The 14,239-nt window shown below is 41.6% G+C and carries 15 protein-coding genes; 4 read left to right on the top strand and 11 right to left on the bottom strand.

Annotation, left to right across the window (positions count from 1 at the left end):
- Nucleotides 1-4 precede the first annotated feature (4 nt).
- The 4 genes from N6H18_RS03325 to N6H18_RS03310 all read right to left on the bottom strand — a co-directional run bounded on the left by N6H18_RS03325 (nucleotide 5) and on the right by N6H18_RS03310 (nucleotide 4,624).
- Nucleotides 5-1,144, bottom strand: a complete 1,140-nt coding sequence (locus N6H18_RS03325; RefSeq protein WP_262310417.1) for a sensor histidine kinase — start codon at nucleotides 1,142-1,144, stop codon at nucleotides 5-7.
- A gap of 244 nt (nucleotides 1,145-1,388) precedes the next feature.
- Nucleotides 1,389-2,237, bottom strand: coding sequence for an HAD-IIA family hydrolase (locus tag N6H18_RS03320; RefSeq protein ID WP_262310416.1), 849 nt, complete (start codon nucleotides 2,235-2,237; stop codon nucleotides 1,389-1,391).
- 3 nt (nucleotides 2,238-2,240) lie between these two features.
- A complete protein-coding gene (locus N6H18_RS03315) occupies nucleotides 2,241-3,284 on the bottom strand; it encodes a hypothetical protein (RefSeq protein ID WP_262310415.1) in 1,044 nt (347 codons plus the stop codon).
- Nucleotides 3,284-4,624, bottom strand: a complete 1,341-nt coding sequence (locus N6H18_RS03310) for a glutamine synthetase family protein (protein ID WP_262310414.1) — start codon at nucleotides 4,622-4,624, stop codon at nucleotides 3,284-3,286. The genes N6H18_RS03315 and N6H18_RS03310 overlap by 1 nt, the downstream gene beginning before the upstream one ends.
- 208 nt (nucleotides 4,625-4,832) lie before the next feature.
- On the opposite strand from N6H18_RS03310, the gene N6H18_RS03305 reads away from it, so the two are divergent.
- Nucleotides 4,833-5,309: an SRPBCC family protein gene (locus tag N6H18_RS03305; protein WP_262310413.1), complete on the top strand. Its 477-nt coding sequence runs from the start codon at nucleotides 4,833-4,835 to the stop codon at nucleotides 5,307-5,309.
- A gap of 110 nt (nucleotides 5,310-5,419) precedes the next feature.
- Nucleotides 5,420-6,343, top strand: coding sequence for a tellurite resistance TerB family protein (locus N6H18_RS03300; RefSeq protein WP_262310412.1), 924 nt, complete (start codon nucleotides 5,420-5,422; stop codon nucleotides 6,341-6,343).
- Here the strand turns inward: N6H18_RS03300 and N6H18_RS03295 are convergent.
- Nucleotides 6,340-6,786 (bottom strand): hypothetical protein, encoded by a 447-nt coding sequence (locus tag N6H18_RS03295; RefSeq protein WP_262310411.1) that lies wholly within the window; start codon nucleotides 6,784-6,786, stop codon nucleotides 6,340-6,342. The two genes, N6H18_RS03300 and N6H18_RS03295, sit on opposite strands and share 4 nt — an antisense overlap.
- A gap of 55 nt (nucleotides 6,787-6,841) precedes the next feature.
- On the opposite strand from N6H18_RS03295, the gene N6H18_RS03290 reads away from it, so the two are divergent.
- A complete protein-coding gene (locus N6H18_RS03290; protein ID WP_262310410.1) occupies nucleotides 6,842-7,549 on the top strand; it encodes a YebC/PmpR family DNA-binding transcriptional regulator in 708 nt (235 codons plus the stop codon).
- A 285-nt stretch (nucleotides 7,550-7,834) separates the two neighbouring features.
- On the opposite strand, the gene N6H18_RS03285 is transcribed toward N6H18_RS03290, so the two are convergent.
- The 4 genes from N6H18_RS03285 to N6H18_RS03270 all read right to left on the bottom strand — a co-directional run bounded on the left by N6H18_RS03285 (nucleotide 7,835) and on the right by N6H18_RS03270 (nucleotide 11,602).
- Nucleotides 7,835-8,155 (bottom strand): DUF721 domain-containing protein, encoded by a 321-nt coding sequence (locus N6H18_RS03285; RefSeq protein ID WP_262310409.1) that lies wholly within the window; start codon nucleotides 8,153-8,155, stop codon nucleotides 7,835-7,837.
- Nucleotides 8,152-8,967, bottom strand: coding sequence for a zinc-dependent peptidase (locus N6H18_RS03280; RefSeq protein ID WP_262310408.1), 816 nt, complete (start codon nucleotides 8,965-8,967; stop codon nucleotides 8,152-8,154). The genes N6H18_RS03285 and N6H18_RS03280 overlap by 4 nt, the downstream gene beginning before the upstream one ends.
- A 95-nt stretch (nucleotides 8,968-9,062) precedes the next feature.
- On the bottom strand, nucleotides 9,063-10,610 hold the full coding sequence (locus N6H18_RS03275) for a glycine--tRNA ligase (protein WP_262310407.1): 1,548 nt from the start codon (nucleotides 10,608-10,610) through the stop codon (nucleotides 9,063-9,065).
- Between the two features lie 206 nt (nucleotides 10,611-10,816).
- Entirely contained in the window at nucleotides 10,817-11,602 is a 786-nt protein-coding gene (locus N6H18_RS03270; protein WP_262310406.1) for a DUF1338 domain-containing protein, read from the bottom strand.
- Nucleotides 11,603-11,766: 164 nt separating this feature from the next.
- Here N6H18_RS03270 and N6H18_RS03265 point away from each other — a divergent pair, with 164 nt between their 5' ends.
- Nucleotides 11,767-12,204: an Lrp/AsnC family transcriptional regulator gene (locus N6H18_RS03265; protein ID WP_262310405.1), complete on the top strand. Its 438-nt coding sequence runs from the start codon at nucleotides 11,767-11,769 to the stop codon at nucleotides 12,202-12,204.
- Nucleotides 12,205-12,510: 306 nt separating this feature from the next.
- Here the strand turns inward: N6H18_RS03265 and N6H18_RS03260 are convergent, their stop codons facing one another.
- Together N6H18_RS03260 and N6H18_RS03255 are read right to left on the bottom strand one after the other, a co-directional pair.
- A complete protein-coding gene (locus N6H18_RS03260; RefSeq protein ID WP_262310404.1) occupies nucleotides 12,511-12,936 on the bottom strand; it encodes a DUF1987 domain-containing protein in 426 nt (141 codons plus the stop codon).
- A 261-nt stretch (nucleotides 12,937-13,197) separates the two neighbouring features.
- Nucleotides 13,198-13,986: a Rossmann-like and DUF2520 domain-containing protein gene (locus tag N6H18_RS03255; protein WP_262310403.1), complete on the bottom strand. Its 789-nt coding sequence runs from the start codon at nucleotides 13,984-13,986 to the stop codon at nucleotides 13,198-13,200.
- Between the last annotated feature and the right edge of the window lie 253 nt (nucleotides 13,987-14,239).

Genomic DNA, 14,239 nt, shown 5'->3' with positions numbered 1-14,239 from the left:
GATCTTAGTCTAAGACTTTTTCTGCAGGGGTATTGATCAATACAGGAATCAAGATTTGAAAGGCAGTACCTTCTCCCAAGGTACTTTGAACTTCTACATTTCCTCCTAGTTGTTGGCTTAGACTTTTGATGATGGATAAGCCCAGCCCATTGGAATGTTCGCCATCAGTAGGTCTGGCACTGAGTCTTACAAATGGTTTAAACATCTTGAGTTGGTCTGCCTCACTAATTCCAGGTCCCTCGTCCCTGAGGATGATTTGGAGATTGTCGTTGATGGGGTTGATGTCTAGGTAAATATTCTTGCCTTTTTCTGAAAACTTCATCGCGTTGGACATCAAGTTGTCCATGATTCGGGATAAAATACCCATATCCGTTTTCACTAAGATGGATTCATAGTTGCCAGATATATGGAGTTTCTGTTCTTTGTTGCTTAGTGGCTTGTCAAAATTGATTTTCCAGCTTTTGATGAATTGATCAATAGAAAATTCTGTGATTTTCAATTCTGGTTTTACTTTTTTAGCCTGATTGATATCGAGCAAATCACGGATCATCTCATTGCCACGTTTGACCACAGCTCTGATCGTCGTGATGTATTCTTTTTGGTCATCATTGAGATTGCCATCTAGGGTGAGCAAATGTATCAATCCTTCGATGTTGTTGAGTGGCGTCCGTAGGTCATGCGCTACAATGCTCATCATTCCATCCTTTTCCCTGTTCAGGTCTGATAGTTTGGCATAGGAGTTACTCAAATGTTCGAAGGCTTCTTCGATAGCCATGTTCTTCATTTGAATCTCCTCATAGGCATTTTTTAACTCTTCGGATTGTTTTTGTAATTCTTCTTTTTGTTTTGAAATTTCTGAGGTGCGCATTTCTACTTTTCGTTGTAGTACACTGCGTTGTATTTTTATCCTCCTTGCGAAAAACTTGAAGATCAAATAGGCACCTATGCAGGTGAAAAGAGCCAACAGTGTGAATAGCCAATCATAAGTATTTTCTATACTCATGGCATACTCTGTGACAGCCTGTCGCTCAGGTATTTCTAGGACGGGTTCTTGCAACACTACTCTGCCAATGGAGTATGTCTTCAACCCAATCTGCATTGAAATAGAAAGGAAAGATTCGTAAGTTTCTAAAATAGCACTCATTCTACACATAACAATTCTCTAATCTGCTACGGGGATAAACAGAGGTTATGCATTTGATTCCTAAATATAGGATAAAAACTTTGTAAGAAAAGTTTTTTGGAAAGAGATACCATAGCAAACACATTGACGTGATCTTTATTTTTTACAAAGTTTTCATTATTAATCACTTAAGGTGATTTAGGCCTTTGTGATGGTTGATCTAGATGGCGTATATGTGCTTGCTAGGATAGTAATATTTTGCAGTTTAATAAACCACAGCAGAGTGACATACATGATCTGGTATGATTCCCAAGGCTTTGATTCGATCCATGTAGTGTTCTGGCAGGGTGTTGCCTGTGAGCACGAGTGCTGTATCAATTCCAAACTTGTTGCCACCTATAATATCGGTGATCAAGGTGTCGCCCACCATCAGTATTTTTTCTTTGCCAACCTCTTGCGCTTTGATCGTATGTTGGTAGGCAAAGATGAACATACTCGAATCGGGCTTGCCAAATTTGATAAATTTTCTACCGGTGATTTTTTCGATCATATCAGCGATGCTTCCTACTGCTATGGCCACCATTCTGTCGGATATAGGATAAGACCTATCCGTATTGGCAACTATGACAGGGATGTTTCTGAGACGGAGCAAATTGACCAGTTTATTTAAATCAGTATGCCAGTCAAAACCTTCGTCATCTAGGAATACCAGCGCATTGACATCTGCTATGTTGTTGAGGTCTAGGTCTGCTATGGATAGTGCTTTGAGCCCTGTTTCTTCCAGATAATGTGCGGATTGTTTGGTGCCGAGGTAGGCGACTTTTCCATCAGCGACTTTGGTTTTGAGGTATTCACGAGCGAGCATGCCTGACGAGATGATCTTGTCCTCATTGATCATCGTGAGCCCTGCATCGATATAGCTTTTGGCAAGGGATTTTGGCCCTCTGGATGCGTCATTGGTCAAGATGTAAAACTCGATATTGTTATTGATCAGGTATTCAAAAGTCTTCTCAATATGTGGGATCATCCCACTGGAATTTTTTAACACGCCGTAGGCATCAAAGAACACCACGTCATAATTCTTCACTACATTTTTAAATTCCTGAATTTCCATATTTTAAAGATCTAATGCACGTAATAATTTGTCACCATCGAATTGATCGATTTGAGGCAGGTAGATTTCATAGGCCTCTCTTTGGAGTTTGGTCGCATAGATTTCATGAAAGAAATAGCGGCCATCTTTGATCACATAGTTCAAGATAAAGAAGCGATAGGCTTCTTTGATGAACAAAACTTCATTGCGAGTCAGAGGATAGATTTTGTGGTATTCTTTAAGAAATAGAATGAATCGATCTTCGTTGACAGGATCGATCAAGTAGCTGAATTCTTCTCTGTCTCCAATCGTAGAACACACTCTGCTGAAGAAATAAAAATCCATGATCCTAGAACTCATCCTAAACCAATCATAGTCCCATCTAGAATAGAACCTGTTGTCTTTGTCCAAAGAAAAATTGCCAATATTCCAGTCGACAAAAACTGGGATCGAAGGCCAGTGATCGGTCTCCAATATATCCATGTTTTTGTTGAAGATATCTATTTGATGTTTGATGGTGTCGATGTTGCCACGGTGCTCATACTGCCCGTCTTCGGTTTCTGTGATGCGGAGCAGGTGATCCAAGTCCATCTTGAGGGTCTTGGACCAAGGTGGGAGGATGTTTTTGATTTGAAAACACGCTTTGTGAAATTTGGCTACTTCTCTGCCAAGATTTTTGATCTGACTTTGATCCAAAATCTTAGGAAGCCTTTTCTTGATTTTGATTGGGTTGTAGAATACCACCCATGCATCTAGTACGCTGTCTTTGTATCGGTAGGTAAATAGTTCACTCCCTTTGGTCAGTGATCTCGAAATAAACTGGTCATAGGGATCAGATAGGTTGATAGCCAAGGAATTGATCAAGGCGTGGTCTTCCATAAAATTAGCATAGGTGCCAAAGTAGGACAGTTTGCCGATGACAACCGTCCCTGTCTCTAGTTTGAGTTTGAACACGTGATTTGTCGATACACGTGCACTGATGTCGTTGATAGAGACTACTTTCCTAGAATCGTCGTAGTGGCTCCAGGCTTCAAGGACGATTTCGTTAAAATTAAGTGTTCTTGTCATTAGATGATTTCAAAGTATCTTTTTAGCTCCCAATCGGAGACAGTTTTGAGGTATTCGTTCCATTCATGCTCGCGCGTCATGGCAAAATGCTGAATGAACTCTTCGCCAAGTAGGTCTTTGGCCAATTTGGATTTTTTCATTGCCTGAGTAGCCTCGTTGAGATTGCTAGGGAGTCTTTTGACTCTCTTGTTGGCGTAGGCGTTGCCTGAGATGGCTGGAGTTTCTAGTTTCAGGTTGTTTTCTATCCCATAGAGTCCAGACGCCAAGCCTGCTGCCATACAGAGGTAAGGATTCACATCAGCACCTGCCACACGATGCTCGATTCTGGTGCTGGAGGCAGTGTCGTTGAGTACGCGAAGCGCCACAGTCCTGTTGTCTAAGCCCCAAGTCACAGTAGTCGGTGCCCAAGCTCCTTCCACAAGTCGTTTGTAGCTGTTGACGGTGGGAGCGAAGAAAGGCATCAGATAGGGTAAGCAATGCAGTTGCCCTGCCAGATAGCTTTTCATCATCGGACTCATGTGTTGCTCATCTTTTGGATCAAAAAATAGGTTGTTTCCATTCTGATCCAAAATTGACTGATGCAAATGTCCAGAGCATCCTGGTAATTTTTCGTTCCATTTGGCCATGAAACTTGGGATAATATCGTATTGATTAGCGATTTCCTTGACCGCCATTTTGAACAGCGCACCTTTGTCTGCTGCGCGAAGAATGGTGTCTTTTTGGATGGCTGTCTCTAGTACTCCAGGTCCTGTCTCGGTGTGCATCCCCTCGATTTGGACATCAAATGATCCACAGAGGTCGAAGATGTCGTTGACGTAGTGCGTGGCATGCGCCAAGCGCGTCAGTGAATAACCGAACATCCCCTCTGAGATAGGCTTGGGTGTAATTTCTTTTTCGGCACTGTTGGATTGAAAATTGAACCATTCGTATTCTATTGCGAATTGTGCAAACAGGCCTTTGCTCTCAGCTTTGGCGATGATTTGCTTGAGCAAACTGCGAGGGCAGACAGGTTTAGAGGGAGAGCCAGCAGCATAATCAGCCAAAAAAAAGGGGACATCTTCGTCCCATGGTACTTGGCGAAAGGTGTCCAAATCTATTTTAGCTTTTCCATCTGGAAAGCCTGTGTCCCAGCCTGTAATCCCAGATTGATGATACAGTGCATCGCTACTGTCCCAGCCATACACTACATCACAGAACCCAAAATCTCCATTGATTTGATCCATAAACTTATCTTTATGGATGTATTTTCCACGGAGAATCCCGTCTATGTCTATGATGGCAAATTTGACTTTGTTGCTTGAATGATTCTTGACTGCAGCGATGGCTTCTTCTCTCGTCATGTGGTATCAATTGATTCTCGTCCGAAAGTTAGTGAAAATTGCAGCCTTGGTCATAGAAGACTGTAGCGAAAAAATGTATAAATTTTGTTTAATTTTTATGTTCTTGTGATTAAACAATACGTACAACCATCTAAAAACGAACATCATGGCAATGGTGTTGAAAATCAAAACTATTCTTCGTAGTTGAACATTTTGTTAATCAAAATCTATGATAAAAATCAAAAGTCATTCTGGAATCTATACGTTGACAGTTCACCAAAAAATCAACACCACGCTGGAGGAGGCGTGGGCTTTCTTTTCTACTCCCAAAAACTTGACGAAAATTACTCCTGCGTACATGGGTTTTGAGATCACTTCAGACCTCGTGGACTCGATGCGTGTGGGACAAATTATCACCTATAGAGTAGCTGTACTATTAGGTATAAAGTCATCGTGGGTCACCGAAATCACGCATGTGGAGAAGAATCATTTTTTTGTCGATGAACAGCGATTTGGTCCATACTCGATGTGGCATCATGAGCATATTTTTGAACTGAACCAAGGGAAAGTGTGGATGACAGATAGGGTATCCTACAAAATGCCCTTTGGCATTTTGGGGCATTTGCTTCATGCACTGTTTGTCAAGAGACAACTACTCGACATATTCAATCATAGGTACCAAACCATAGAAAAATATTTTCGCTAGAATTATGCGATTCAGCAGTCAATTTCTGTTCACGCACATAAAAGTCCCATTCGTCCATTCTATATTTGATTTTTATTAATTTGTGGTTGGAAATTGAATTGAAAACAGACATGACTCAGAAGTATATCAAAGAACTGATTGAAGAGATAGCAAAGGCGAAGAAAAAGCGGAAGGAAAACTCTTTGGCTGCCTATGAGACAGGTATGGAGTTGATGTTTCGTTCCAAGCCAAAGTACGAAGCGCTGAAAACGACTTTTGGTGAGACTGAGCCAGAATTCAGAGTTTTGGCCAACAATCTCGCGACGGAAGTCCTACAGTGTGGCATAGATTATTTCAAGGCGACACAAAACAACAGTGGTTTCACAGGCGAAAATGCACTAGAAATACTACGTAGCGCTAACGAACTCGCGCTGGATGCGCAAATCAAATCACGCATAGAAGACAATATACAAGGCGTCATCGACTGGGTCAACAACCAAGCCATGAGAGACAGCCAGAGCAAAATTTATAATTTTCCATCCATTGCTTTCAAAACCGCTTTTTCATTCATGACCTGTGATGGTCATATCGATGAAAATGAGGTTGCGTTGATTCGTAAGATTGCTTCGGAAAGTGAGCTTTTTGGCAACATCAATGTGGATGAAGAGTTGGAGTTTTTGATCGAAGTGATCAATCAAATGGGAATGGGCTTTCTCAAAGATTATTTCAAAGTCTTGAAAAATGCCACATTGAGTCAAGAGCAAGAGTTGACATTGGTACAGGTCGCAATGGATACGCTCAATGCTGACGCTAAGATTGATTACAATGAGATGAAGTTTTTCAGGATATTTAGGACGATGATGACGATCAGTGATGATCAAATTCGTCAGAGAATCCCTTCGATTAGTGAGGAGTTTTTAGAGACTGATATTTTTTCCAAGGCATACTTGGATCAACTTTTTGATGATTATTTTGAGCACGCTAGCATTCCTGTTTTCTCCAAAATGTTGCTGGCCTCTAAAAACAAGTACGTCAATCCAGATATAGCTGACTAGGGGACAGAAAAAATGTCTGTCAGTCGAAAATCTCCTTTGCTTTCTTCCAAATTGTAGATCAGGTTATAAGTGCCCTCAGGGCAATTGCGACATTTGATGCTATAGTTGATATGGTAGATGGAGCTTTCACCATTTTTTTCTATTGTTATTTGGTAGTCGGCTTCTTGTGGTGCTTTGAGGATACGGAGATGGTGTTTGATCATATCTGTCGCTGTGATGTTTGGACTGTCTGATTCTACACCCTCACATATATCACATACGACAATAGGTTGTAGATGTGATAAGAGGAATTTTTCGTCCGAATCTTCAATGGCCTGTTGAAACCGTCCCCAAAAAACATACTCTGAGTGGATCGATTCGCACAGATGATTGGTGTGGGTAGACTTTGGTGTGCATGCCAGACCAAAGGTTGAGAAAATTATAGCTGTAATCAGGTTTTTCATAAGAACAGAAATATAGCCTTATTATATATTTGTAAGTCTAATAAAATGAATAATAATGGGAAGAGCATTTGAATTTAGAAAAGCTAGAAAACTAAAACGTTGGGGTCAGATGGCCAGAACCTTTACGCGCATTGGCAAGGATATCGTCATCGCGGTGAAGGACGGAGGATCAGATCCTAATACAAATTCAAGATTGCGTGCTGTCATGCAAAATGCCAAGGCAGCCAACATGCCCAAGGAGAATGTCGAACGTGCCATCAAGCGTGCCACTGACAAGTCTCAGGGGGATTTCAAGGAAACTTTGTTCGAAGGGTACGGGCCTCACGGGATCGCCATCCTAGTAGAGACCGCTACCGACAACAACAATAGGACAGTGGCCAACATCAGAAGCTATTTTACCAAGTGCAATGGCAGCTTGGGTACTCAGGGTTCTGTAGAGTTTATGTTTGATCATACTTGCAACTTCCGATTGAAAAAGGATGGTTTGGATGCGGAAGAGTTAGAACTGGAGTTGATTGATTATGGAGCCGAAGAGGTCTTTGAGGACGAGGATGGCATGATGGTCTATGGAGGGTTCTCTGACTATGGCGCTTTGCAGAAGTACTTCGAAGAAAACAACATGGAGATATTGTCTTCAGGTTTTGAGCGGATTCCACAGGTCACCAAGGAATTGACTGAGGAGCAACAAGAAGACGTCAACAAGCTGTTAGAAAAAATAGAAGATGATGATGACGTACAAAACGTCTATCATACGATGGCTTGATTTAGCCAGTACAGATAATAAACAAAGAGGCAGCTTGGATTCCAAGCTGCCTCTTTGTTTATTATCTCTGGTAGGAAAGATTCCTTGTCATGTGAGGCTCTCGAAGCATCGGACAGGCTGTACTGATGCCTCGGAGCGGCTTGTTGAGGATTCTTTGCTGCTTGATCGTAATTGTATTGCGATTGAAACCTTTAGCTATGTGGGCATTTGAAATGCCCATTAATTGCGAACGCATCACAGATGCGCCCGAGTGGGTTCATTGGAGCATGTATGCTGGTGGAGTCTCTACACAAACAATATCTGCTTGACGATGTGTTTGCCAAACTCTTTGTTGACGAGATCCATCACTTTTTGCTTGGAGTTATTGAGCTCGTGTTTGAGGGGGGCAGAGGACAGCGTGACGATGAGTACATCGTTGCGGATTTCTAGGTTGGTGGTGCGGTTGGCGATGGCTGTACCCATGATTTTGTTCCACTTAGTGATGAGTGTGGCTTGGTCAAATTTCCTATCGATGTTGTAGGATTTGAGCATGGCCTCCATCAGATCCTTCATGGTGACCATTTCTTTTTTTCTCTCTCCTGCGGGGTGTGGCTTTTTCTTCATCATGGGCTCAAAGGGTCTTGCCTCAAAAGTAAAGCTAAGTTATGATACAACTCAGGCATCTGATTTTTAAAAGTCTGGGGACACTCGAAAAAGTTCTCTACTGCTACCGCAAAGAATTCTTCACGGTTGGTGCCAGCATAGTCGCGAAACATACGGCTGTTTCCTGAGCGAATGCGCCCGATTTCTTCATCTGCCAATTGTTCCCATTTGTTTTGGATGTCTTTGTCTAGGAAGTCATATTCGTTGTTGCTGATTCGGTTTTCTATCCTGAGCGCATGTGCCATCTCATGGAGACCGAGATTTCGCCCGTCGGTGTTGTGTACATATCCTTCCACAAAGTGCCTCCATGACAGCACGATGGCTTTGGCTCTTGGGTTGACCTCTCCTCGGTGGTATTTTTTACTGATCGTGGAGTAGTAGTCATCTGGGTAAATCAATATACGTTTGAAGTAGGATAGTGCTACATTGGGAAATCCCATGGTCAATTGTACAGCACAGGCGGCGATGAGGACTTTCATTTCCTCAGTTACTTTTTCGATCTGGCGAGGGATGAAATCTTTGCTGTAGATGAAGTGATCAACTTTGCGCTCGAAGCGTCTTTTGTTTTCGTCCGACAGCTTGGCGTAGAAAGGGAATTTTTCTTTCAAGATGATTTTTCGGTCTCGACGCATGGGGACTGATACGCCTGGGATGCGAATGCCCAAATTGATTTTTCCAGTCAGTACGAGGGCAATCAGGAATGCAATGGTGATCATAAACATCCGAAAGGCGTCTATGGCAGTCGAGGTTTCGTGGGCTAGTTGGAGAAGAATCATTTTCTAAATATAGTAGATTCGATTGAAATAACGGGGGGAATAAAAAAGCCTGTTTCTTCGAGAAAAAACAGGCTTTGAATTTTGTGAGTCTGATCTTAGAGTTGTTTCAACAATGGTTTCAAGTCTACGGCTTTTTCGATGATGGACGACACCTCAGATGCAGCTACACGTCTCTGCTCCATGCTGTCTCGCTCACGGATGGTCACCGTGCCATCTTCTAGTGTCTGGTGATCTACGGTGATACAAAACGGCGTACCGATCGCATCCTGTCGTCTGTATCTGCGGCCGATGGCGTCTTTGCCGTCGTACTGCACATTGACAGAGAACTTGAGGTCATCCATGATTTCTCTTGCTTTTTCTGGCAAGCCGTCTTTGTTGATCAATGGCAACACTGCTGCTTTGACTGGTGCTAATTGTACTGGAAGCTTGAGAACTGTCCTTTCACTACCGTCTTCCAAAGTCTCTTCGGTGTAGGCAGTCGCCAAAATTGCCAAGAAGAGTCGGTCTAGTCCGACGGAAGTCTCTACGACATAGGGGACATATGATTGCTCCATTTCATTGTCAAAGTACTGTAGTTTTTTGCCACTGTACTCTTCATGTGCTTTGAGGTCAAAGTCAGTTCTGGAGTGAATTCCTTCTAGCTCTTTGAATCCCATCGGGAAGTTGAACTCAATGTCACAGGCAGCATTGGCATAGTGCGCAAGGTTCAAGTGGTCATGGAATCTATAGTTTTCCTCTCCCAAGCCCAGTGATTTGTGCCAGTTCATTCTTTTGTTTTTCCAGATTTCGTACCATTCTAGTTCGGTACCTGGCTTGATGAAAAATTGCATCTCCATCTGCTCAAATTCTCTCATTCGGAAGATGAATTGTCGAGCGATGATCTCGTTTCTGAATGCCTTTCCAGTTTGTGCAATACCGAATGGCAGTTTCATTCTGCCCGTTTTTTGCACGTTGAGGTAGTTGACGAATATACCTTGGGCGGTCTCTGGTCTCAAGTAAATTTTACTCGCGCCATCTGCCAATGAACCGAGTTCTGTGGAGAACATGAGGTTGAACTGACGGACTTCAGTCCAATTTTTTGATCCGCTTACTGGATCAGAAATTTCCAATTCTTCGATGAGGAGTTTGAGATCTTCAAAATTTTCTTTCTCGATGTCTTCTTTGAATCGAGCATTGATGGCGTCTATTTTTTCCTGATTCTGTAGCACCCTTGGATTCGTAGCTCTGAATTGTGCTTCGTCAAAAGAGTCACCAAATTTGCCAGCAGCTTTTTCTATTTCTTTGTTGATTTTGGCATCAATCTTAGCGACATGCTCTTCGATCAATACATCTGCACGGTAGCGTTTTTTGGAATCCTTGTTGTCGATCATCGGATCGTTGAATGCGTCCACGTGACCAGAAGCCTTCCAAGTCGTGGGGTGCATAAAGATCGAGGCGTCAATACCGACAATGTTTTCGTTCATCTGTACCATGGCTTTCCACCAGTACTGACGAATGTTTTGTTTCAATTCTGCACCATACTGACCATAGTCGTAGGTGGCACTTAGCCCATCATATATTTCACTCGAGGGAAAAACATAACCGTACTCTTTTGCGTGAGATACGATCTTTTTAAGCTCGTTTGGATCTTCGTTCTTTGCCATAGCCGCAAAGATATATGAATAGACAAATGAGAGATATGATTTACTTACTTTTTAAGGATAGAGGATTGAATCATAAATCAAATCCAAGATAAAATGCACAAGCCAGTCAACATTGACTGGCTTGGCGTGCCCTTAACATATCTAAACTGGCCTGAGCCATCTCTCATTTTTGGGTCTGAAAAGTTGTTTAGTCAGAGTCTGGGCGATTATCTTGTATTCGTACTTTCGAATATTTTATCGGCAGATTTGGCAATGAAACCTTGGAAAAGATTGCCGTCAACATCTGCATACCGTTTGGCAAACTCATAGTAGCAGGATGGAATTTTGAAATCACCTTCTGCAAATGTGATGACTTGTTTGTCTGCCAAGGTGCTAGACTGCTCTAACAATTCGCTAGGACTACCTTTGATTTCTCCACCTGAGGTGTTGAGTTCAAAACCAGCAGATTTCAACAACTCATTCATGTCCTCCAGACTGGCGATGGTCTTCAGCTCATTGACATTGATGGTGAAATGGTTGGCACAGAATCCAAAGACATATGTCCATGCAGCATATTCTGATTCTGCCAGTAGTTTCTTGTAGGTTTCATGCGATTTGTCTGTCCAAGGGATTGACGGGAACTCAATCAGACTTCCTGTGACAATAGGTGCGACTATTTGCTCGACAGTCTGATTGAGTTCAACCGAAAAACTCTCTAATAACAACTCACTGATAAAAATCTTAGGTGCATGATCATCTGGATGTTGATAATGCTTGGCTTTCAATTTTTTTACTTCAAAATGGTATTCGCCACTTTCCTCATAGCCTGCCTCCAAAAATGGTTTGGCAAGAACTTCAATTCCCGTTTTGGGATGGTTGAAAGTTCTAAATGCAATGTGGTCATTGACTATGCTCTCGCCTCTCTCTGCCAACAGTTGATGTATGGCCTCAGCTGAGGGAGTCTTCGAGACATAGTCTGACCAACACTTTGCTATGATATTTTTGTAATCCATTTGTATTGCTAATTTCAATCAAAATGACATAAATATTAATGTATTAGGAATATATGATTTGAGTATTGAATATATTTGGTCAAAATGTTGTTTAGAATAGGATTATTTGGTCAAAATGTAAAAATTGAAATGGAATAGGAATGGAGTCAAGTCAAATTAACAGCATGGACAAGGCAATTTTGAGGAGGTTAAGTGAAAACGCAAGAGTTCCGTTCTCGACAGTTGCCAAAGAATTGGGGATTTCTAATACGATGGTGCATCAGCGAGTCAACAAGCTCAGACAGATGGGGATATTAGAAAATGCAACCTTTCGTCTCAACGCCAAAGCATTGGGCTATACGACCGAGGCAATTACACGCATAGATGTGGCCAACGCCAAGTTTATCCCCAAGATCGTAAGGGAACTAGAGAAGATACCCGAGATCATAGAGTGTACGAACATCTCAGGAAAGTATGCGCTGTTGGTCAAAGTGATGGCAAGAGACAATGGACATTTGAGAGATATTCTCTATGGGAAAATCCATGATTTGGATGGAGTGATAGGTACAGATACCAATATTTCCTTTGAGACATCTTTTCAAAAAAATATAGCACTGATTTGATACATGAAAAAAGGCTCTGATATTGATCAGAGCCTTCTACCACCTTAATTAAATACATTGAGTCCCTTTACACGGTTTTACTTTTTCTCATAGCTTGCCATGTAACTCAGAAGTATTTTTCTTTCTACACTTAGTCCCCTACTACTTCTGAAGAACCCTCTTTTTAGGGTTAAACCAATACGCTAAGGATAGCGCAAACGAATACAAATCCGTAAGTCACGATCGTACCGATAAATACTTGAACCACTGTTCTTAATGCTGTTCTGAATTTAGGTTTCATAATTTTTCTATTTAAATGTTCTGCTGTTAGGCTGCTTTTTCTTCTTTGTCTACGATTCCACCCAAGGTGTTGATTACGGGCACTTCTTTGAAGTTGAACTCATATTCAAAGAATGAGCTAAAGTCCTCGCCAGCTTCCTTCATGTCTTCGTCATCGCACTCGTAGTACCAATTAACGACAACTTTTTTGCCTAATTGCTCTACGCTCTCTAATTTCTTCAAGATCATGAACAAGCATTTGCTAGAGCTGGTGTTGAAATACTCGAATGCCATGTTCACGGTCAATTTTGCTACATCTAACTGTACGTAGCTGTCAATGTTCTGCAAGAGCACGTTGTAGAATGCCAATGCGTTTTCTGGGCTTGATTTTCCGCGTACATCCAACAGTTGATTTTTTGGGTTGAAGTACACCGAAGGGGTGATTCTTGATGGTCTTATGAAATATCCTTTCATAGCGTTTGGTTTTTAAAAGAGTGAACTTATGTATTATAATTAATTGGTTCTCCAAAGTTGCTACATGTGTAGCATTAATAAAATACAGGAAATTCGTAATCATACAATTAAGCGTTTTGGTTAGCAGCTTTGAGTATGACTACTTAGTTTTTGAAAAACAGTAGGTTGGATGCTTTTTTTGGCAGTTTTATTTGAGGATTATTTTTAAGGGTTTAGGAAAATTACCTAATTGGGAGAAAAAAATGCGTGATTATACAGGGGTTACCTTTTAAGAGTAGCTGTTTTTTTGATGTATGACGCTTGAATATAGTTAGTTAGGGTTTCATAAAGTGTTCTTAATTCGGGGGTAGCGTCTAGCTTTTCTAGATGATTTTGGATGGTCGCATGATCTTGTCTTTGGGCTGGACCGGTGAGACTCTGTTGTGAACCAGTCGTGAACACATTGGAGATGGATAATTCTACGAGAGGTCTCAAGAGGCTGATGTCAAGAGATGCTTGGTTGAGCACCTGCTCTGCAGCGTGCAGCATGCGGTTGGTAAAATTGCTGGCAAAGACTGCTGCGATATGTAGTTGTTGTCGATCGATGGCTGTGGTGACTTGTACGCTTGTACTCAGATGTGTAGCCAGGTCAATTAAGTTTTTTTCAGTCCATTCATTCGACCCCTCGATCAAAATAGGTATAGAGCTGAAATCTATGGGGAGAGAGGTAGTAAAACTCTGCAAGGGGTAGAATACCCCTGTATTTTCTGGGTCTAACAAATCTTCTCGTGTACATGTGCCTGATGTATGTGCGACGATTGCATTGGGAGGTAATAGGAGTCCAGAGGCGACTTCTTTGATGGCTCGGTCACTTACAGCTATGAGGAAAACGCTTGAGGGATTGTTTCTGAAATCTAAAGAGTGGGAAGATTGAATGTTTGTTTTCAGACCAATAGCTGAATCGATCTTCTCTTGGGATCTACCATATACGGTATGGAGTAGATTTTTATCCGATAGGATATGAATCAAATTGGAAGCTACTTTGCCAGTACCGATTACGGTGACTTTCATGGTTGAAGAATTGAGGTTTTTAGACCTGTATATTGCAGGTGGATTCAAAGTTCAAGATTTAAAATTCAATATCAAAGCATACCCGCAATAGGGCCAAATTAAAATCACCTTTGATAAAATGTGTAGAAAACCCTTCAAAAAGGCTCTTGAAGATGGGTGTTAAAAATCGAACGCAGGTCTAAAACATGTTTTATGGGAAAACAAAAAGCCCAGACTATGACTGTCTGGGCTTTTTGAATATTATTTAACTCAA

The sequence above is a fragment of the Reichenbachiella agarivorans genome, assembly GCF_025502585.1.
Lineage (GTDB): Bacteria > Bacteroidota > Bacteroidia > Cytophagales > Cyclobacteriaceae > Reichenbachiella > Reichenbachiella agarivorans.
Note: the sequence above shows the minus strand (reverse complement) of the source record. Positions and strands in the feature narration are given on the sequence as shown.